The sequence below is a fragment of the Marinobacter shunpengi genome, from assembly GCF_045449715.1.
Classification (GTDB): Bacteria; Pseudomonadota; Gammaproteobacteria; order Pseudomonadales; family Oleiphilaceae; genus Marinobacter.
Genome location: NZ_JBJJLA010000025.1, coordinates 13,718 through 33,424, shown reverse-complemented (window position 1 = coordinate 33,424; position 19,707 = coordinate 13,718). Strand labels below are relative to the sequence as shown.

At 62.5% G+C, this 19,707-nt stretch carries 22 protein-coding genes; 11 read left to right on the top strand and 11 right to left on the bottom strand.

Translation table 11 applies throughout. The features are described 5' to 3' along the window. The first annotated feature begins 57 nt into the window (after positions 1-57). Complete coding sequence (locus ACJO3T_RS17580; protein ID WP_406979317.1) at positions 58-1,284, top strand: benzoate/H(+) symporter BenE family transporter; 1,227 nt, start codon at positions 58-60, stop codon at positions 1,282-1,284. A 12-nt stretch (positions 1,285-1,296) separates the two neighbouring features. On the opposite strand, the gene ACJO3T_RS17575 is transcribed toward ACJO3T_RS17580, so the two are convergent. Beyond that, complete coding sequence (locus tag ACJO3T_RS17575; protein WP_406964985.1) at positions 1,297-2,187, bottom strand: LysR family transcriptional regulator; 891 nt, start codon at positions 2,185-2,187, stop codon at positions 1,297-1,299. Between the two features lie 110 nt (positions 2,188-2,297). Between ACJO3T_RS17575 and ACJO3T_RS17570 the strand changes: the two genes are divergently transcribed. After that, the gene (locus ACJO3T_RS17570) at positions 2,298-2,738 is read left to right on the top strand and encodes a DoxX family protein (protein WP_406979315.1); all 441 of its coding nucleotides are present in this window, start codon (positions 2,298-2,300) and stop codon (positions 2,736-2,738) included. Positions 2,739-2,765: 27 nt separating this feature from the next. Next, a complete protein-coding gene (locus ACJO3T_RS17565) occupies positions 2,766-3,548 on the top strand; it encodes a dioxygenase family protein (protein ID WP_406979314.1) in 783 nt (260 codons plus the stop codon). A 19-nt stretch (positions 3,549-3,567) separates the two neighbouring features. Here ACJO3T_RS17565 and ACJO3T_RS17560 read toward each other — a convergent pair whose 3' ends face one another. After that, on the bottom strand, positions 3,568-4,281 hold the full coding sequence (locus tag ACJO3T_RS17560; protein ID WP_406979313.1) for an extensin-like domain-containing protein: 714 nt from the start codon (positions 4,279-4,281) through the stop codon (positions 3,568-3,570). 205 nt (positions 4,282-4,486) lie between these two features. Here ACJO3T_RS17560 and ACJO3T_RS17555 point away from each other — a divergent pair, with 205 nt between their 5' ends. Continuing rightward, positions 4,487-5,329, top strand: coding sequence for a transporter substrate-binding domain-containing protein (locus ACJO3T_RS17555; RefSeq protein WP_406964979.1), 843 nt, complete (start codon positions 4,487-4,489; stop codon positions 5,327-5,329). On the opposite strand, the gene ACJO3T_RS17550 is transcribed toward ACJO3T_RS17555, so the two are convergent. Next, complete coding sequence (locus ACJO3T_RS17550; RefSeq protein WP_406964978.1) at positions 5,326-6,240, bottom strand: LysR family transcriptional regulator; 915 nt, start codon at positions 6,238-6,240, stop codon at positions 5,326-5,328. The genes ACJO3T_RS17555 and ACJO3T_RS17550 overlap by 4 nt on opposite strands. Before the next feature lie 113 nt (positions 6,241-6,353). Here ACJO3T_RS17550 and ACJO3T_RS17545 point away from each other — a divergent pair, with 113 nt between their 5' ends. The 4 genes from ACJO3T_RS17545 (at position 6,354) to ACJO3T_RS17530 (ending at position 8,802) form a co-directional block, all read left to right on the top strand. Next, positions 6,354-6,536 carry a DUF1127 domain-containing protein gene (locus ACJO3T_RS17545; protein ID WP_406964976.1) on the top strand — a complete coding sequence of 61 codons (183 nt, stop codon included), beginning with the start codon at positions 6,354-6,356 and terminating at the stop codon, positions 6,534-6,536. A 19-nt stretch (positions 6,537-6,555) separates the two neighbouring features. Then, entirely contained in the window at positions 6,556-7,248 is a 693-nt protein-coding gene (locus ACJO3T_RS17540; RefSeq protein WP_406979311.1) for a glutathione S-transferase family protein, read from the top strand. Positions 7,249-7,435: 187 nt separating this feature from the next. Next, a complete protein-coding gene (locus ACJO3T_RS17535; RefSeq protein ID WP_406979309.1) occupies positions 7,436-8,305 on the top strand; it encodes a M15 family metallopeptidase in 870 nt (289 codons plus the stop codon). 11 nt (positions 8,306-8,316) lie between these two features. Further along, positions 8,317-8,802 carry a hypothetical protein gene (locus ACJO3T_RS17530; RefSeq protein ID WP_406979307.1) on the top strand — a complete coding sequence of 162 codons (486 nt, stop codon included), beginning with the start codon at positions 8,317-8,319 and terminating at the stop codon, positions 8,800-8,802. An 80-nt stretch (positions 8,803-8,882) separates the two neighbouring features. Here the strand turns inward: ACJO3T_RS17530 and yghU are convergent, their stop codons facing one another. Both yghU and ACJO3T_RS17520 read right to left on the bottom strand, forming a co-directional pair. After that, on the bottom strand, positions 8,883-9,755 hold the full coding sequence (yghU, locus tag ACJO3T_RS17525; protein ID WP_406964971.1) for a glutathione-dependent disulfide-bond oxidoreductase: 873 nt from the start codon (positions 9,753-9,755) through the stop codon (positions 8,883-8,885). Between the two features lie 233 nt (positions 9,756-9,988). After that, positions 9,989-10,849, bottom strand: coding sequence for an alpha/beta fold hydrolase (locus ACJO3T_RS17520; protein ID WP_406979306.1), 861 nt, complete (start codon positions 10,847-10,849; stop codon positions 9,989-9,991). 173 nt (positions 10,850-11,022) lie between these two features. Here ACJO3T_RS17520 and ACJO3T_RS17515 point away from each other — a divergent pair, with 173 nt between their 5' ends. Further along, complete coding sequence (locus tag ACJO3T_RS17515) at positions 11,023-12,297, top strand: MCT family MFS transporter (protein ID WP_406979305.1); 1,275 nt, start codon at positions 11,023-11,025, stop codon at positions 12,295-12,297. Between the two features lie 110 nt (positions 12,298-12,407). Here the strand turns inward: ACJO3T_RS17515 and ACJO3T_RS17510 are convergent, their stop codons facing one another. From ACJO3T_RS17510 to ACJO3T_RS17500, 3 genes are read right to left on the bottom strand one after another with little or no spacing between them, the layout of a single operon-like run. Further along, on the bottom strand, positions 12,408-13,931 hold the full coding sequence (locus ACJO3T_RS17510) for a tripartite tricarboxylate transporter permease (protein WP_406979303.1): 1,524 nt from the start codon (positions 13,929-13,931) through the stop codon (positions 12,408-12,410). Continuing rightward, on the bottom strand, positions 13,931-14,386 hold the full coding sequence (locus tag ACJO3T_RS17505; RefSeq protein ID WP_406979302.1) for a tripartite tricarboxylate transporter TctB family protein: 456 nt from the start codon (positions 14,384-14,386) through the stop codon (positions 13,931-13,933). Before ACJO3T_RS17505 ends, ACJO3T_RS17510 begins: the two co-directional genes overlap by 1 nt. After that, positions 14,386-15,363, bottom strand: a complete 978-nt coding sequence (locus ACJO3T_RS17500) for a Bug family tripartite tricarboxylate transporter substrate binding protein (RefSeq protein WP_406979301.1) — start codon at positions 15,361-15,363, stop codon at positions 14,386-14,388. Before ACJO3T_RS17500 ends, ACJO3T_RS17505 begins: the two co-directional genes overlap by 1 nt. A 252-nt stretch (positions 15,364-15,615) precedes the next feature. Between ACJO3T_RS17500 and ACJO3T_RS17495 the strand changes: the two genes are divergently transcribed. Further along, positions 15,616-17,259, top strand: coding sequence for an ATP-binding protein (locus ACJO3T_RS17495; protein ID WP_406979300.1), 1,644 nt, complete (start codon positions 15,616-15,618; stop codon positions 17,257-17,259). A gap of 6 nt (positions 17,260-17,265) precedes the next feature. Continuing rightward, a complete protein-coding gene (locus ACJO3T_RS17490; RefSeq protein WP_406979298.1) occupies positions 17,266-17,964 on the top strand; it encodes a response regulator in 699 nt (232 codons plus the stop codon). Between the two features lie 11 nt (positions 17,965-17,975). On the opposite strand, the gene ACJO3T_RS17485 is transcribed toward ACJO3T_RS17490, so the two are convergent. The 3 genes from ACJO3T_RS17485 to ACJO3T_RS17475 all read right to left on the bottom strand — a co-directional run bounded on the left by ACJO3T_RS17485 (position 17,976) and on the right by ACJO3T_RS17475 (position 19,623). Next, complete coding sequence (locus ACJO3T_RS17485; protein ID WP_406979297.1) at positions 17,976-18,212, bottom strand: hypothetical protein; 237 nt, start codon at positions 18,210-18,212, stop codon at positions 17,976-17,978. A 91-nt stretch (positions 18,213-18,303) separates the two neighbouring features. Next, positions 18,304-18,861, bottom strand: coding sequence for a Spy/CpxP family protein refolding chaperone (locus tag ACJO3T_RS17480; protein ID WP_406979296.1), 558 nt, complete (start codon positions 18,859-18,861; stop codon positions 18,304-18,306). Positions 18,862-18,948: 87 nt separating this feature from the next. Next, complete coding sequence (locus ACJO3T_RS17475; RefSeq protein ID WP_406979295.1) at positions 18,949-19,623, bottom strand: YoaK family protein; 675 nt, start codon at positions 19,621-19,623, stop codon at positions 18,949-18,951. Positions 19,624-19,707: the final 84 nt, after the last annotated feature.

Below are 19,707 nucleotides of genomic sequence, written 5' to 3'. Positions count from 1 at the left end.
CATACATCGGGGCCGACACATCGGGGTGAACGGCCCCATGAACCCATGGAATCTGTCATGAAGTTTCTCAAGGATCTGTCTCTGTCCGCCATCAACGCGGGTTTTGTCACAGTGCTGGTGGGTTACACCAGCTCAGCGGTGATCATCTTCCAGGCCGCCCGGGCCCTGGGCGCCTCACCGGAAGAGGTCGGCTCCTGGTTGCTGGCCCTTGGTATCGGCATGGCGGTGACCAGCATTGGTCTGTCCCTGCGCTACCGCATGCCCATTGCCACCGCCTGGTCCACCTCCGGCGCCGCCATGCTGATTACCGGAGCCTCCGGCACTTCCATGTCGGAAGCCATTGGTGCCTTTATCGTGTCGGGGCTGCTGATGGCCGTATCCGGCTTCTCCGGCTGGTTCGAACGGGTTATGAACCGCATCCCCCTGTCCATTGCCGCCGGCATGCTTGCGGGCATCCTGCTGCAGTTCGGGCTGGATGCCTTTGCCTCGCTGAATTCGTCGTTCGGGCTGGTGTTCGCCATGTTCGCCTCGTACCTGCTGGCCCGGCGACTGATCCCCCGCTACGCCATCCTGGTGCCACTGGTGCTGGGTGCGACCATCGGCCTGGTGCAGGGCTCCGTGGATTTCGCGGCGGTGGAACTGACAGTGGCAACCCCCGTCTGGGTGACACCCACCTTTACCCTGGACGCCCTGATCGGCGTGGCTCTGCCCCTGTTCGTGGTAACCATGGCCTCCCAGAACCTGCCCGGGCTCACAGTACTGCGGGCGTCGGGCTATAACGCGCCGGCATCGCCGTTGATTGGCTGGACCGGCACCGCCACCGTGTTGCTGGCGCCCCTGGGCGGCTTCGCGATCAACCTGGCGACCATCACCGCCGCCATCTGCATCGGCCGGGAGGCCCACGAAGATCCCGGCAAGCGCTACGTTGCGGCCATGGCGGCCGGCTTTTTCTACCTGCTGGTGGGCCTGTTTGGCGCCACCGTGGGTGCGGTGTTCGCGGCCTTTCCGAAAGAATTCATCTTCGCCATTGCCGGTCTTGCCCTGCTCAATACCATCGCCAACAGCCTGGTGACGGCGCTGCGTGAAGAATCCCACCGGGAACCGGCCCTGATCACTTTCCTGGTGACCGCCTCGGGCGTGACCCTGTTTGATGTGGGATCGGCGTTCTGGGGCATGGTGGCGGGAGTCCTCGCCCTGATCATCCTCAACGCCGACAGCAAGCGCCCGTTGCTGAAACGGTCAGGGACCACCACAAAGCCGGAGGCCGGGAGTCCGCGGGAGTAACGGCAGCCCGCATTACAGGGAGTCAGGGAAGGCAGACACCAGGAAGTCCACCAGCGCCCGCACCTTGGGGGTGACGAACTTGCGGGTCGGATAGACGGCGTACACCCCCAGCTCCGTGGACGGATAGTCCGGCATCAGCTCCACCAGGGTGCCGGCCTCCAGCGCCTCGTTCACCAGGAACCCCGGTTGCAGCACAATGCCCTGGCCCGCCAGGGCCGTGGCGACGCAGGTTTCCCCGTTGCTGGCGACCATCCAGGGGCGGGTGCGGACACTGACCTCGCCCTCCGGTCCGCTGAAGGGCCAGTCGTTACCGCCGGTGAAGTAGCTGTAGGCAATAACCCGATGGTCCGCCAGCTCCCGGGGGTGGGTCGGTTCGCCGTGGCGCCGGAGGTAGTCCGGCGAGGCACAGGGTTTCAGGTGGGTGGTGGCAATGCGCCGGCTGACCAGGGTGGAATTCCGTAGCCTGCCTATCCGAACGGACAGGTCGTAGCCCTCCTCCACCACATCCACGGTGCGGTCCGAGAGGTCGATGGTCAGTTCCACCTCGGGAAAGCGTTCGTGAAACTGTCCCCACAGGGGCGCCAGATGACTGATCCCGAAACTGACCGGCACGTTGATGCGCAGCATGCCCCTGGCCACATCCCCCCGGGAGGTGACCTCCGCTTCCGCCTCCTCCACCGACGCCAGCAGCTCACGGCAACGGATATAGAACACCTCGCCTTCCGACGTCAGGGACAACCGTCGGGTGGTCCTGTGCAGCAACCTGACCCCCAGCCGGGATTCCAGCTCACTGACATAGCGAGACGCCGCCGCCTTGGAAACCCCAAGGTGTTCGGACGCGGCCACAAAGCTACCCGCCTCCACTACGGTGCAGAAGGTCTGCATTTCCAGCAATCGGTCCATGGTCGATTATCTCATTATCAGGAACAATTAATTCAATATAGGCTTATTTATCCCGAATATCGATACCGATAATCTACTCCCATATTCACACACACCTGGGAGACCTGATTATGAACAACGCACTCATCAACAAACTGCTGTCCACCAACGCTGGCTGGGGTGCACTCGCCCTGCGCATTCCCGTAGGCATTATCTTTGTGGCCCACGGCGCCCAGAAACTGTTTGGCTGGTTTGGTGGCTACGGGCTGGAAGGCACCGGCCAATGGATGGATTCCATCGGCCTGGGCCCGGGCATCGTCATGGCCCTGCTGGCCGGGGCCGCGGAATTCTTCGGTGGCCTTGCACTCATTGTCGGCCTGCTGGTGCGTCCCGCAGCTGCCGTACTGGCCTTCGCCATGCTTATCGCGATCTTCAGCGTGCATATCGGTAACGGCCTGTTCATGAGCAACAACGGCTACGAATTCGGCCTGGCCCTGCTGGCGGTCTCGGTTTCGCTGCTGTTCAGTGGTGCTGGCCGGGCCTCGGTGGACCGTCTGCTGGCCCGAGCCTGATCACACCCACGGGAGGAGGCTAGAGGTATGAGTCTGTTCATTTCCCATGGCGCCCCCACCTTTGCACTGGAGCCGGGCCTGGCGGGCCCGGCCCTCACCCGGCTGGGCCGGCAACTGCCCCGGCCGGCTGCCGTGCTGGTGGTGTCGCCTCACTGGATGACCCGGGACCTGCAGGTGGGTCTCTCGCCAGCGCCCGCCACCATCCATGATTTCCGGGGCTTCGAGAAGGCGCTGTATGACCTGCAATATCCGGCCCCGGGACATCCGGACCTGGCCCGACAGGCACTGGAACACCTGGAGGAGGCCGGCTGGCAACCGGCCCCTGAGCCGGAGCGAGGGCTGGACCACGGCGCCTGGGTGCCCATGCGTTACCTGTACCCGGATGCCTCGGTGCCGGTGTTCCAGGTATCCCTGCCGATAGACCTGGATAGCCGTTCGGCCTGGCAACTGGGCCGGGACCTGGCCCCCCTGCAGGACGCCGACGTGCTGATCGTCGGCTCCGGCAGCCTGACCCACAATCTCCATGAGGTGAACTGGGGCAGGGAACGGGGAGCGGACTATGCCCGCGATTTCAGTCACTGGGTACGCCACGTCGTGCTGACCCGGGATCACCGGCGCCTGCTCAACACCCTCAGGGAGGCCCCCCATGCCAGCCGGGCTCATCCCACCAGCGAGCATTTCCTGCCACTGCTGGTGGCGGCGGGAGCGGCCGGCGAAGGCGCAGCCGCAACGCTGATTGAAGGCGGCATCGAACACGGCGTGCTGTCCATGGACAGCTTTGTCTTCGGGTCTGCTATCCCGTCTGCTTAAGGAGTCTCTGAATAACGCCTTAACGGCAGATCCCGAACCGGCTGGTATCCAGGTGGAAGTGGTTTTCGTGGGGCTGGTTGTAGTCCGGTCCCAGCACCGTACCGAAGTAGTTGCAGGCTGCCTGGTGAACGTCCTTGAGGAACTTGCTCCGGGCCGGTTCCTGCTCATTGTCCCAGTCGTCCAGCACAGAAATACGCCGACCGTCCGCCAGGCGGAAGGCCGCTACATCCAGGGCGGCGGCACGGGCATGCTCGCTGCGCCGCGCGTTCTCGCGATGGTAGATATTGCGACAGGCAAAGGTCCCGTAGTGGTCCAGTTGTGCCACCGGGCTGCCCAGGTGTTGCCGGGCCAGGGGCTGGAGGTGCTGCTGCTCGAACATCACCCACGCCGCCACCAATGGGCAGGTGGCGGTAAAGGTGGAGCTGAGTTCGACACTGGTTCGGCTGACCCGAACCACATTGGTAAGCGGGCAGGATTCCACCGGGGTATAGTCCTCCAGCGGTAAATGATCCAGCCAGGCGTCCGGGGCGGTGGCCAGCAACTCCGTGCATTGTTGCTGGTCGTCCCGGAGACCGGTGAGTTTCAGGCGGGTAATCGGTGTCATGGGATGATCCAGTTCAACCCGGGCCCAGGGATTCCATTCCGGTGGGATATACTGCCAGGCCCGATAGTAGTCCACGGCCACCATGACCAGGATCAGCAACAGCCAGAAAATCAGCGCAGCTCTCGACAAGGACATGCTCCCTTACGGACACCGTCGTTCCGCCAACCCGGCATCTGCGGCGGCCTGGCGGAGCCCCGTACATCATCCCTGAAAACCATCGATTACAACAACCGGCCCTGGTGCATAAGCCCGTAAGGAAGCACTCACTTGTACGCTGACGGCAACTGACCTAGCATGTGTCGATTCGCCTCCGGCGCGTAAACATAGGTGTGTTGTGAAGTCTCCTGTTTACCATAGCCGTCGTGCCCGCTGCTGGCCGACCCTGTTCACATTCCTGCTGGTGCTGGCCTGGGGACCGACCCATGCCGCCCCCTCCGTGGTTCTGACCCTGGGCGACCTGAACGATTTCGACTACCTGTCGGACCTGCTCACCCGGGTACTGGAGCAGGAAGGTTACCAGGTCACCGTGGAGCAGGCGCCCAACATGCCCAACAATCGCCTGGAATGGATGCTGAAGCAAGGCGATATCAGCGTGATGATGCTGGGTCAGACGGCAAGCCGGGACCGTCGCTTCCTGCCCATTGAGGTAGGCATGACCAACAACCTGATCGGCCAGCGTATCCTGTTTATCCCCCAGGGCGAGCAGGACCGGTACGACGGTATCGAAAACCTGGACGATATCCGGGAGCGCCAGCTCACCGCCGGCATGGGCAAGACCTGGCTGGATTACCAGATATGGGAACATAACGATCTGCCGGTCACCGGCCTGGGCGGAGACTGGAAGCGCCTGTTCCGCATGGTCGCCGCCGGCAACCGGGGCGTCGACTACTTGCCCCGGGGCGCCAACGAAATCGCCGAGGAATGGCCCGAATACCCGGAACTGGCGGTGGAGGAGAACCTTGTCCTGGTCTACCGCAAGGACCATATCCTCTATGTCTCTCCAGAGCGCCAGGAACTGTACCGGACCCTGAACACCGCGCTACGTCGGGCGGAATCGGCGGGGCTGATCCGCCAACTGGTGCGCAAGCACTATTCCGAGGTTTACCAGCCCCCCGTTGACCTGGATGCGCGACGGGTGATTCACCTGGAACTGCCGCCAGGAACCGAACCTCTCTAAACGCCCTGGCGATCCACCGCAAACACCTGTTCCCGGACCAGCCGCCCCAGCCGATCAACCGGCGAACCCGCCCCATGCTGGTTGGCCAGCGTGCAGAAACTCAGCCGCGACCGGAACATGGGGCGCTCCAGCACCGTGACCTGACCACGGGCCTGCCAGTCACGGGCCAGCGCCCCTTCTACCACCCCGTAGCCAAGCCCGGCGGACACCATGGCCAGCGCGGTGTGTTCGTCCTCCGACGTGGCCACCCGGCGTCCACCAGATCCGCCCTTGGCCAGCAGCTTCTGTAGCAGTCCGTGGAAAGGGCAGGTATCCGACGGCCAGATCCAGGGCAGGTTGGCAATGTCGTCAGCGGCGTCCGGAAAGGCATCGGCGGCTACGCTGGCCGGCGCCACCACACAGACCTCGATATCCATCAGTGGTGCCAGTGACAGTCGTCGGTCCGACCAGTCTCCATAGACGAAACCGCAATCCATTTCGCCATGGAGTACCTGGTGAACGATCGTGTTTGAGGTGCTGGTGCGCAACTCCAGGGAAATCTCCGGCAGGTCGCTGGCGCACTGGCGGATCAGCCGGTCCACTCCCAGCTTTTCCGGCGGGGCATTGATGCCCAGGGATAGCGACACCGGTCGCGCCTGTCCAAGCTGGCCCGCCAGCTCGGCCATTTCCCGGACGCCCGCCAGAGCCTTGCGGGCCGGTGGCAGCAGCAATTCGCCTTCCCGGGTCAGTGTCATGCCCTGACGGGTGCGTTCGAACAGCGTCACCAGCAGGGTTTCCTCCAGTTGCCGCAAGTGCTCACTGACCGCCGATGGGGTGGTGTGCCGGCGCCGTGCGGCCCGGGTCAGGTTGCCTTCCTCCGCCACCAGTACGAACGACCGTAGCCGGTCGAGCTTGAGATTATTCATGTTCATGATTTACGAACGCTCCGTTGCCGAAATACTGATGGACCGGACTCCCGACCGTCGCCTAATGTGGCACTGAAGCCGGCTTCCACCTTAACCCGGACGTCCATTGGGAGGGAAGCATGACCATGACACTTCACCAGAAACTGAACGCCACACTCCACCAATGGTGGCAACGGAGCCGCTATCGGGCCGCCCTCAGGATCCGCCTGCGCGACATGGACCAGGCGCTGGTGGAAAAGGACATCGGAGTCCCCCGGGGCACCCTGTGCCGCGAGGCCCACAAGCCCTTCTGGCGCCCATGACCCGACAAGGGGCACGACAATGAAAACCCTGTACATCGCCAACCGGAACTACTCATCCTGGTCCCTGCGGCCCTGGCTCATGATGCGGGAACTGGGCCTGGACTTTCACGAACACCTGATTCCGTTTGGCCAGCAGGAAGCCTGGCAGGAGTATCGAGGCCTTGGCGGCAACGGCAAGGTGCCCATGCTGGTGGACGGCAGCCGGATGGCCTGGGATTCCCTGGCCATCCTGGAAACCCTGGCGGAAGACCACGCCGGGGTCTGGCCTGAAGACAGCGACGCCCGGGCCTGGGCACGCAGCGCCTGTGCCGAGATGCATTCGGGGTTCGCCGCCCTGAGGGACATCTGCACCATGAATGTCGGTGTCACCGTGCACCTCAACAGGATGCCCGAGCCACTGGAACGGGACATCGAACGGGTCATTGCCCTGTGGCAACAGGGGCTGGCCAGCTTCGGCGGCCCCTTCCTGGCGGGCGACAGGTTCACGGGCGTGGATGCCTTCTTCGCGCCGGTGGTGTTCCGGTTCCGGGGTTATCAGCTCAAGGCCCCCGAGAACTGTCAGCAATACCTGCAACGGATGCTGTCATTGCCCGGCATGGAGGAATGGGAGAGGCTGGCCCTGGAAGAGCCCTGGCGGGATGCGGCCCATGAAAACGATCTCACCCGTTATGGCCATATCGTCGAAGACCGACGAAAGCCAGCCAACAGGTGAAGCCACTCAGTACGGTCCGTTAAACCTAATTTTACGGACCGTATTGTCAGTGCAGAACACGCGTGTCTTCAGGTTTTCCAAAGGGCCCACAAACCTGAACTCCCCGCAATAGTTTCCCATGGCGATTTCAAGTATGTTTAACGTGCAATTGTCAACGGAATGACTCACTAACAGACAAGGAGTGCAAATGGCGCAGCTACACCGTTATGGCGGTTATAACCTTACCTCTGGAGATTCTGATTCGGATCGACGATGGGGCGGGGCCCGGCGCACATCAGCCGGTAATCACGTCGCAAGGCTGCAAACCGATCTGGCGGAACTGGGAACATACTCCGGTAATATCGATGGCGAATTTGGCCCCAAGACCGGGCGCAGCCTCCGGATGTTTTCCTGGAATGCAAAGAGTCATTCCCAGCGTGTCGCCAACCAATCTGTAGTACAGGATACCCATCGGTTCAATGGATCACTTTCCTCCTCTCTGAATCCCTTGCTCTGTGAGGAGATATCGCGTTGGCTGAAGAGCGATTTCAGAACAACCGGTGATCTCATTCGAGTTCAAGCGGCCGATTTTGCAAACATCGAACTATCATCAGGTTTCCGCGTTCTTTCCCACAAAGCGGTTCAGCAGGGAGAGATCGTTATATCGCTGGGATTCCTGGAATCGCTTAAGTTTGCTGATCAGACCGCTGGCACACTCTCAGTCAAACTATTCCTCAATCAGGCTTTTCGGGTAAACGGAAATGCTGTGTCAGGTGCCGTGGTGCCACCGGCAACAAAATCCCAACATCTTATCGGGCATGCCATTGACTGCAATATTGTCGACGGTGGCTCCTGGAATACCTCCAGCGATTTCAGGAATGGTAATGAAACACAGGCGGCAACTCAGTTTATTGATGCCATGACCAAACACGGATTGCGCTGGGGAGGCAATTTCAGTCGCCCGGACACACCCCACTTTGACAAACGGGTTAATCCCGATAGCGACGACTACGACTTCAAGTTTGCTTTTAACCAACTCTCGATTTCCCGCAACCAGCCGATTCTGTTGAAAAAATGATGGTTCCGACAATGAAAAAGTTCATGCAACTGGTGGCGGCGCTCGCCGTATTACCATGGTTCAGTCCAATGAGTGCATTGGCGGAAGGGTTCGCCGATGTTGAAAAAACCTGGCAGGAAGGGCAGCCGGTAATGATTGTTATCGCGCCGGACGAGCAAACCCCTCAGGAAACTTACGGAGACTGGTCGTACTATCTGAATGAATTCGAAGCCGATGATCAGGCTGATTTCATCTCCATCTTCCCGATATCCTCTGAAAACGCCGAAGCCATCCCTGCTCGTTATAACGGCGAATACTCGGTTCTGGCCTTTCAAAAAGAGGGCCCCGCCTACTTTTACGAGGGGCCGATCGTAGAACCACAGGTATACGAATACCTTCGAGCGACGTTTGCCCGGGAGGAGGTTCCGGCGCATATCGAACCGTTCGCCCCGGAGCCCGTCAAGATCCGGTTCGAGAGGGGTTCACTGGTGATTGAGGACTGTGCGCAAAAGCAGTGACCGAGTATCACGGGCCTGCGATAGTAGCACCGGACGGAGCGGAACCCTGCTCCATCCGGCGATGGGACCTGCCCGACGGGCTATTCCGCTGTATCGAGCTTGTCCTGGGTCTTCAGCTCAAAGTCGCTGGCATCATGGCGCTCAGGTAGCTGACCGGCGGGATCGCCCCAGACCCGGTTGACCATCTGGCCGCGCTTCAGGCCCGGGCGCTGCTGAAGCTCCTTGCTCCAGCGGATCACGTTGGTGTAGGTATGGGCCTCGATGAATTCCTGGGCATCGTAGATGGTGCCGGTCACCAGTTGGCCGTACCAGGGCCAGATTGCCATATCGGCGATGGTGTATTCATCCCCGGCCACATACCGATTGTTGGCCAGTTGCCGGTCCAGTACGTCCAGTTGGCGCTTCACCTCCATGGTGTAACGGTCGATGGGATACTGGAATTTCTCCGGGGCGTAGGCATAGAAGTGCCCGAAACCACCCCCCAGGAACGGGGCGCTGCCCATCTGCCAGAACAGCCAGTTCAGGGTCTCCGTACGCCCGGCGATGTCCTTCGGCAGGAAGGCGCCGAACTTTTCGGCCAGGTACAGCATCATGGAGCCGGATTCGAACAGCCGCAGGGGCGGATCCTGGCTGTGGTCCACCATGGCCGGGATCTTGGAGTTGGGGTTCACCTCCACGAAGCCGCTGCCAAACTGGTCGCCATCCATGATCTTCACCAGCCAGGCGTCGTATTCCGCTTCCCTGATGCCCTTCTCCAGCAGTTCCTCCAGCAGGATGGTCACCTTGGCGCCGTTGGGCGTGGCCAGGGAGTACAGCTGGATCGGATGCTTGCCAACCGGCAGTTCCTTGTCATGGGTAGGACCGGCGATGGGGCGATTAACGCTGGTGAACTTGCCGCCGTCCTGCTGTTCCCATTTCCAGACTTTCGGGGGAGTATAGGTATCGTCAGACATTCACGGATCCTTTGTTGGTGTAACCGGAGGTAATGGTGGTGGGCCTTCCTGGCAGGCTATCCTGTTGTTGCACCACGGGGAGAACGTGCTGACTCATATCCTATAGGACGTGGATGACAAAGAGAACATACCGGATAAGGGCCCGCGCCGTGACAAAACCGGCACAGGTACCCAGCGCCTGCAGGACGCAGGCAACGATCAGCAGAGTAGCGGAGTCCGCCAGGGTTATGCGTTCATGATCCGACCTCCTCTGCCACGGTCCGACTGATCGGCAGGTACCGCCCCAGGAGTTCCAGACCAAGCTCAATCACCGCGCGATCGCTGATCACCCGACGATGCCCCAGTCCGGAAACGACGTGCAAGGTCGCCCCGGTCCAGGCGGCGTGAAGCTGCTGGCTTTCCTGGACGGGCACTTCGCGGTCGTCCGCGTCATGGACAATCAACGCCGGGTGACGAAACCCTTGGGCCAGCCGGGTCAGCTCCATCTCTTCCACTGACATGCCGGTTTCCGCTTCCATGAGGGTAATCAGACGATCCCGCTGCTCCGTATCCAGCCCGGCCATAGCGGCGGTCCGGTACAGCACCCCTCTGAGGGAGCTGGGGCCGGCAACATGAATGCTGGCGCGAACCTCAAGACCATGGGCAAAGGCGTACAGCAGTGCCGGCGACCCCATGGAATGCCCGATTGCCGCCTCCACCGGACCGGCAGTTTCCACGACGCGGAGCACCGCCTGTCCCAGGTCCACCACATTGGAGCGACCGCCTTCGGACTCCCCGTGGCCGGTCCCGTCGAACGCCAATACCTGGTAACCCGCTGCCAGCAGGGTCTGGATATAGTGGCCCAGATGACTCGCCCGGCTGTTCCAGCCGTGAACCAGCAGGACCCTGGGGCCTTCATGCCCCCATTGCCAGACCGCCAGTCTGTTGTCGCCGTGCCGTACCCGTAAGCTGACCGCTCCGGCCAGCAGCGCCTGTTCCTCCCCGGTGGCCGGAACCCGCTGCGGCGTCATCAAGGCCTGGAAAACCTCATCGGCCTGATGACCACTTCCGGTCCGGGGTGTCGGTTGTTCAGTGGCGGTTCTTTCAGCATTCATGACGTTTTCTCCATTTGATTACGACCATCATATGATGACTATCATCTATTCGGAGATCGCTGTCAATGGCCTGTTTCAGGCAAGAGCAGGAAGCGGGGTTGCACAATCCGTAAGCGCGGACGAAGATAAGCCTATAAAAACAACAGTAACCTACTCATCAGGATGACCCGGTCATGACCTATCCCGACAATACCCGCCGCACCACCCGGCCCCTGCATAACGATACCCCAGGCCGTCAGCCCCTGTTCTATGGCTGGTACGTGGTGGCCGCCGCCTTTGCCGTGACCTTTGTGGGCTTCGGTGCCGCCTACAGCTTCAGCGCCTTCGTGGATGCCCTGCAGCAGGAGTTCAATGCGTCCCGCGGGGCCGTGTCGCTGGTGTTCTCGTTGGCGGGATTCCTCTATTTCGGCCTTGGTGTGGTCACCGGGCCCCTGGCTGACCGGTTTGGCTCCCGGCCGATGGCCATCATCGGGATGGTGCTGGTGGCGAGCGGCCTGGTGCTGGCCGGTTTCGCCCAGAGTCTGCTCCAGGTCTACCTGGCCTATGGCCTGGGTGTCGGTCTCGGGGTGGGCTTCGCCTACGTGCCATCGGTGGGCACCGTGCAGCGCTGGTTCGCGCGCCGTCGGGGTTTTGCCTCCGGTCTGGCAGTGAGCGGGATCGGCTTCGGCACCCTGATCATGCCCCTGCTGGCGGCCCTGCTGATTGGCACCCTGGGCTGGCGCAGCGCCTACATTTCCCTCGGCGTTCTCTCTGCCGTGCTGGGCATCAGCATGGCCCTGCTGATCGTGAATGATCCCCGCAGCCGCGGCCTGGGGCCGGATGGCGGCCCACCGCTTCAGCCCGCCCCGTCCGGCGTTTCCGAGGGCATCGAGCTGAAACAGGCGATACGCAGCCGCCCCTTCCTGACCCTGTACTTTGCCGGGTTGATTGCCTCCTTCGGCCTGTTCGTACCCTTTGTCCACCTGGTGCCCTTTGCCACGGACCAGGGCATGAGCGCGGGCGAAGGCGCCTTTTTGCTGGGCATGGTGGGAGTCGGCAGTACCATCGGGCGTTTCCTGCTGGGCAATGTGGCCGACCTGATCGGACGCCGTACCGCGCTGATCCTGGCCTTTGCCGGCATGGCGGCGACCCTGGTGATCTGGGCGGTCTCCGTCAGCCTGGTGCCGCTGGCGATCTTCGGGCTGACGTTCGGCACCTTCTACGGTGGTTTCGTCGCCCTGATGCCGGCACTGGTGATGGATTATTTCGGTGGCCGCCACGTCAGCGGCATCATCGGTGTGCTCTACACCAGCGTTGCCCTGGGCACCCTGGTGGGTCCGACGGCAGCGGGGTACGCCTATGACCTGAGCCAGGACTACACGCTGGCCATTGTGGGCAGCATCGCCGTCAACCTGGTGGCGGCCATGGCCGTCGCTACCCTTGGCAAGCCCGAAGTTGCCGCGAAATAGTCGGTGGGGAAGCTGAACGCCAGCCAGAAAAAAGGGGTACCAGGCTTTACCTGATACCCCAAAAGGCAACGATGACTAACGTTGCTGGTCGCTGAAAAGCGTGTGTGGCCTCAGTCCGAGACCGGTACCTCCTTCATTGCGGAGTTCATGCGCCGCCGCAGCAATGGGCCGACAATGTAGGGCAGGATCAGCCCCAGGCCAGCGAATACCCACAGGCCGACGGCCAGGCCGCTGTCCCACAGGGTGGTCCAGTCGCCGTCGGACAGGTCCAGCGCATGGCGCAGGTTCTTCTCCATCTCCGGGCCCAACAGCAGGCCGAGGATGATCGGCACCAGCGGAATCTCCAGCTTGCGGAAGACATAGCCCGCCACGCCGAACGCCACCATGAAGTAGAGGTCGAAGGTGGTGTTGCTGATGGAATAGATCCCCACGAAGGCGACCATGGTCACCACCGGCAGCAAGTACTTGGGCGGCACCGACAGCAGCCGCACGAAGATGCCCACCAGCGGGATATTGAGCACCAGCAGCAGGAAGTTGCCGATCAGCAGCGCCGCGATCACGCCCCAGACAATGTCCGCGTTCTGGGTGAACATCAGCGGTCCGGGGGTGATGTTCAGGGAAATCAGCAGCGCCAGCAGCACTGCCGTCGTGCCGCTGCCGGGCACACCCAGGGTCAGCATGGGCACCAGGGCACCGCTGGAGGCGCCGTTGTTGCCCGCCTCGGGGCCGGCCACGCCGCGGGGGTCGCCCTCGCCAAAGTAGCCTTTCTTGCCCACCACCTTCTTTTCCAGGGTGTAGCCGATAAAGCTGCCCAGGGACGCGCCGGCACCGGGGAGCACGCCGGCAATAAAGCCCAGGATACCGCCACGAATACTGGACGGCATGATCTCGCGGATATCCTTCCAGGACAGCTTGAGCTTGTTCACCGCCATCTTCGCCTTGCCGCCGCCGGCCTTGTCCTCGATAAAGAACATCAGCTCGGAGATGGCGAACAGGCCCACGATGGCGATGATGAAGTCCACGCCCTCATAGAGTTCCAGCGTGCCGAAGGTGAACCGCTGCACCCCGGTGTTATCCATGCCCACGGTGGCAATCATCAGGCCGATGCAGGCCGCCACCACGGTCTTCATGGGGTTCTTGCCGGTGATGCCACCGAGGGTGGCAAAGGCCAGCAGGAACAGCGCGAAATACTCCGCCGGCCCGAAGGTCAGCGCGAACTTCGCCAGCAGAGGGGCCAGCAGGATCAGGCCAATGGTGGCGATCAGGCTGCCCATGAAGGAGGCAATGGCGGAAATGGCCAGCGCCTCGGCGGCCTTGCCCTTCTGGGCCATGGGGTAGCCGTCCAGGCAGGTCATCATGGCCGGTTCGTCACCGGGAATATTCAGCAGGATCGACGAGATACGCCCGCCGTACATGGCCCCGGCGTAGACCGCCGTCAGCATGATCAATGCGGTTTCCGGCGCCAGCCCCAGGGTGAAGGCCAGCGGGATCAGGATGGCCACGCCATTGGCGGGGCCCAGGCCCGGCAGCGCACCGATCAGGGTACCCAGGAACGCCCCCAGCAGGGCGAACATCAGGTTCTGTGGCGCCAGCGCGACGGCAAAGCCGTCCATCAGGAATCCGAGGGTTTCCATCAGTTCACCTCCAGGATCGCCAGCAGGCCGGAAGGCAGTGCCAGATCAAGGGCAAAGGTAAAGACCAGGAACACCACCACGCCGGCAATGCCCCCGGTGGTAAAGGCATTGCGGGGCCGGGCGCCCATGCGCCAGCACAGGGTGCCCACCGCCAGCAGCGTGCTGATGATGAAGCCCAGCGGCTGCAGCAGCGCGGCGTAGAGCACCAGCACCACCACCGCAATCACCAGTTCCACCCCGGTACGGCTCCAGGGCCAGGCGTTGTCCGGGTCCGGCCGCACCACCATGTAGAGGCTGGACAGCCCCAGCACCACGGCCAGCAGCAGCGGGAAGGTGTCGGGCCCGACGGCTTCGGAGCCGCCAAACGGTTCCGGCAGTTGCAGGGCGCCCCAGCCGTAGGCCACGGCCAGGACGATCATGACAACGCCGAAGATTCGATCGTTGAAGCCAGCCATTACCGCACCAGCCCTATTTCCCGGGACAGGTCCTCGATGTCCTGGATCTGGTTCTTCACGTAGCGTTCGAATTCGCCAGCACTCATATGGAACGGCATCAGGCCGTTCTGGCGCATCACCGCCTTCCACTCATCGCTCTGGTAGATGGTGTCCATGGCGTCAATCCAGTACTGCTGTGCCTCGTCGGAAATATCCGCCGGCATGTAGAAACCGCGCCAGTTGGCACCCAGGGCATCAATGCCCTGCTCGCGGGCGGTGGGGATATGGGCGTAGTCGCCGGGCAGGCGTTCCTCGGACAGCACCGCCAGCACCCGCAGGTCGCCGGAGTCCATGAAGCCCTGGGCCTCGGTGATGTCCCCGGTGAAGGCGTCCACGTGGCCACCCACCACCTGGGTCATGGCCTCGCCACCGTTGTTGTAGGACAGGTAGGGAATGCGCGGCAGGGCCTCAACTCCCGCTTCCTTGGCGGCGATCAGCACCTTGAGATGGTCCCAGCCACCCTTGGCGCTGCCGCCGGCAAACTTCACGCTGCGCGGGTCCTCCTCAAGGGCCGCCATCAGCGATGGCAGGTCCTGGTAGGGCGAGTCCTTGGCCACGGCGATGATGCCGTAGTCGGCACCCAGGGCACCGATCCAGTTCACCATGTCGGCGTTCACGCCCGGGAACTGCCCCTGGGCCAGGCGGGTGGTGGTGGCGGTGGAGGCGGCTACCAGCACCTGCTCCTCTCCGTTGCGCTTGCTGACGGTATGGGCGAAAGCCACGCCGCCGCCGGCACCGGCCATGTTGATGGTCTGCACACTGCGGGGAACCAGATCGAGATCTTCCATCACCTTGCCGACGCTGCGGCAGGTGAAATCCCAGCCGCCACCGGGATCGGCGGGGGCAATGCATTCGACTTTTCCGGAAGGTTCCCAGGCAAGGGCAGACAGGCTGAACGTGGCCACGGCCACGAATGACAGGCATCGTTTGATAAGCATCGTTGGCACCTCAATCTTGTTGTTGTGCCTTCCCGGGGCATGACTCCCTGTGAGTCGTGCCTCTGGCGTCAGGCGTGACAACCGGGGGAAGGCTCAAGGCGCAGGTTACGAATCGGTGACGGAACGATGAAGTTTGTGGGCGTAATGCCTTTAAAGAACTTAACGGGTGTTTTGTGCATATTGTTCACGGGCAAAACCCCCGTTCCTGACGTACCCTTTCTCCCAATACCGAATAACAAACGTTGTCAGTGAATGCCGTTCGCCTACCGCAAGCTCAAACTGAAAACCCGGATGATCCTGGTGCTGGGACTGGTCAGCGCCCTGCAGACCGGCCTGATCGGCGGTTTTGCCGGCTACTACCTGAGTGAGTCCCTGTACGACGAGATCGGCCAGCGGGCGCTGATGGTATCCAAGACCGTGGCGGCCATGCCGGCGGTGATTGAGGGCGTGCGTGAGCGCGATTCCAGAGCATTGACTACCCTGGCCGATCGTCTGGCGGAGACCAACGAAGCCCTGTTCATCGTGATCGGCGACCACAACGCCATCCGCCTGGCCCATCCCGACCCCACGCGTATCGGCCATTCCATGGCGGATGACGACGGCGACCGGGGCACCCTGGCACTGGAACAGGGCCAGGCGTATGTTGCCAGGGCCCAGGGCAGCCTGGGGGAGTCCATGCGGGGCAAATCGCCGATTGTGGACCCGGCCAACGGCGAGATTATCGGCATTGTGTCGGTAGGCTATTCCCTGGAGCAGGTGTTCTCCGTGATCCGTCGTTACAACCTGGTGCTCTACACGGTGATGGGACTGATGCTGGTGGGCAGCGTGCTGGCCGCCATGGTGATTGCCGGGCGCTTCAAGCGGGCCATCTTCGGCCTGGAGCCGGAGGAGATCGCCGGCCTGTTCCAGGAACGGGACGCCACCCTGCAGTCGGTGCGGGAAGGCATTATCGCCATCAACCGCGACGGCATCATCACCACCTTTAACCGCACCGCCATCAAAACCCTGGGGCTGGACCCGGACACCCGACTGGCGGGCCAACCCATTGGCGATATCCTGCCGGACAACAACCTGATGGCAGCGCTGGAAACCGGCGAGTCCGCCTTCGACCAGGAAGTGTGGCTCAAGGGCCGGCAGATGATCGTCAACCGGCTGCCGGTGCGACAGGGGGACGAAATTATTGGCGTAGTGGCCAGTTTCCGGCTGCGGGACGAGCTGGACCAGGTCAGCCGCCAGCTCACCCGCATCCAGCAGTACGCGGACACACTGCGCAGCCAGACCCATGAGTACTCCAATAAGCTGCACACCATTGCCGGGCTGATCCAGATTGGCGCCAACGACGAGGCCCTGGCGCTGATTGGCAGCGAAGTGAGTGATCACCAGGCCCTGATCCACCTGTTGCTGGAAGCGGTACCGGACCCGGTGCTGGCCGGCTGCCTGCTGGGCAAGTACAACCGCGCCCGGGAGATGGGCCTGCGCCTGGTGATCGACCCGGACAGCCAGATGGCGGACGTGCCCGACAGCCTGCCCCGGGACCAACTGGTCAGTGCATTGGGCAACCTGATCGACAACGCCCTGGAAGCCACGCGACAGCACCGGGGCGAAGGTGGCATCGTGCACCTGAGCATGACCGACCTGGGCCACGACCTGATCTTTGAAGTGGAGGACCAGGGGCCGGGCGTTCCCGCCGACCAGCAGGACCGGATCTTCGAACGCGGCGTCAGTGGCAAGGGTGACGGCGACCGTGGCATCGGCCTGTACCTGGTGCGCCAGTTCGTGGACCGGTGGGGCGGCTCGGTGACAGTGGAGTCGCTGCAGCCGTCCGGCAGCCGGTTTACACTGTACCTGTCAAAGGTGCCCGAATCCGACCCGAACCGCCGGATGCAGCGAGGTTAACGCCGTTTGAACACCATTCGCCTGTTGATTGTTGAAGACGATACCCAGATTGCCGAGATCCAGCGGCGTTTTGTGGAACGCATGGACGGCGTGGAACTGTGCGGACTGGCCCACACCCTCGCCGACGCCCGGGACCAGATCGACGTGCTGCGCCCGGACCTGGTGTTGCTGGATGTGTACTTCCCGGATGGCAATGGCCTGGAACTGCTGCGGGAACTGCGGGCCAGCGACAGCCCCAGCGATGTCATCCTGATTACCGCCGCCAAGGAAGTGGATACCCTGCGCAGTGCCCTGCGGGGCGGCGTGTTCGACTATATCCTCAAGCCGCTGGTGTTCGAGCGCCTGCAGGCGGCGATCCAGCGTTATCGCGAGCACCGGGAGACCCTGGACAGCCTGGGTGATGTCGCCCAGAAGGAAGTGGACGCGTTGCTGCCCCGCACGCCGCCGGAATCCACCGGGGAACCCGCCGCCCCCCGCCTGCCCAAGGGCATCGACGCCCTCACCCTGGACAAGATCCGCGAGGTGGTCCGCACCAACGGGGACTGGAGCGCGGAAGCCGTGGGCCAGGAGATCGGCGCCTCACGCACCACCGCCCGCCGCTACCTGGAATACCTGGTAAGCACCGACGAACTGACCGCGGAAGTGACCTACGGCACCGTCGGGCGGCCCGAGCGCCGCTACCGCCTGGCCCCGGACAGCCGCTGATCGGGCAGCCGTTAGGTTCCATCCCCCTTCACGCCGAGACGATCCAGGTACAGGTGCAGCTCCTGCTCGGTGATATTGATGTACTCCACCACCCGACCGTAGAGCATGACGGTGGGCACATTGCGCCCGCCAAGCTCCTTCTGGGTCTCGCTCAGTACGTACAGGATCAGCCGCTCGGTACGGGTGAGGCCGTCACGGACGTCGGGGATGGCCTCCTCGATCAGGCGCTGGCGCTCACGGTCGTCCATCAATGTGTCCCTCTGCTACCGACTGAACCGATTTGATCATCATTTCCCGATACCCGAGGGACACCGACTCAGCAGCACAGGCCCATTGCCATTAATGTCCCTGGTGGTGGCCATGCCCGCCCCGGTGCGGGTCGACATCGACATAGCCCCGCAGCACGCTGTACCGGGCAACCTGGTGGTCATCCAGCAGGCCGGTCAGCTCAAGGTGGGCCCTCAGGTGAACCACCCGCAGTTGGGATTCGATGCGGGCGATGTCCGCCACCCGTTCCGACAACGTCGATTCGTCAACGCTACGGTCTCCGAACGCACGATCCAGGGCGCTTTCCGCCGCCACCAGCTCCGCACCCAGAGCCTGGGCCGATGCCTGCATGCGGTCAAAAATGGCCTGGGTGCGTTCCCGTTGTGACGGCGTCAGGTTCAGTTTGTCGCCCAGTTCCAGAACATGGGCCGGCCCGGGGTAGCCATTGAGTTCCGCTGCCTTCGCGTAACCCATGCCCTTGCCGTCCAGCAGGTCAGCGACCTCCGTTTCCGACAGTGCCTTGATCGCCCGTTGTTCCTGCCCGGTGTAGTCTGACGTTTCTGCCGCCAACACGACCGGGCTCGTCAGTGCCAGCAACAGGACCGACACGGTGATTACATTGGTGTTCATGGGGAAATCCTCCTTCCGCTGTATGAGCACGCACACCCTGGCGAGTTCCCGTGCGATGGTAGACCAGGCGACTGTATGGCCACCGAGTTACTGGTCAGACACCTGTCGATACCTGGCCGAGTAGAGCCGATAGCAGCCTGCCAGCACCAGGCACACCGTGCCGGGCACCAGCAGAGATTTAAACCTCAGAGCCTCAAACAGCATGGCTCCCAGAGTACCCCCCGCAATAAATCCGGAGATAATGATCAGGAACAGCAATGCCTTGCGCCGATCAAAACCCTCCCCTCTCAGGAAAGCCCCCAGCATCATGCCCAGATCCGTGAAGATCCCGGTCAGGTGGGTGGTGCGCACTACCGCGCCGCTGTACTGGGTGGCCATGGCATTCTGGAGGCCGCAGGCCGCCGACGCTGCGAACATACCGAAGACGGAGCCACCGGACAGCAGATAGAACGCCCCGAAGAGCAGCAGCGACTCCACCACCAGCGCCGTGTCGTAATGCTGCCCCAGCCTCAGGGTACTGCCATGGAGCAGATAGCCTGATAACGAGGCGCCCAGGAAGAACGCGAACAACATCCCGGCGAGGTACAGGCTGACGGTGGCCGAGTTCCCCAACACCGAGGTGCCCAGCAGGGTGGCCGTGCCGGACAGATGGGACACTGCCTGATGTTCAAAGCCCAGCAGACCAATCGCATTGATAAACCCGGCCACCAGGGCCAGCACAAAGGCCCCGTACTCAATCCATTTTGGAAGTCTTGATATCAAGCCTGTTACCCGTTGAACTGCCACGAAAATGCTTATCGTGCTCGAACGATACCACGAATCGACCGGGCCGCCGGGAAAGTCCCG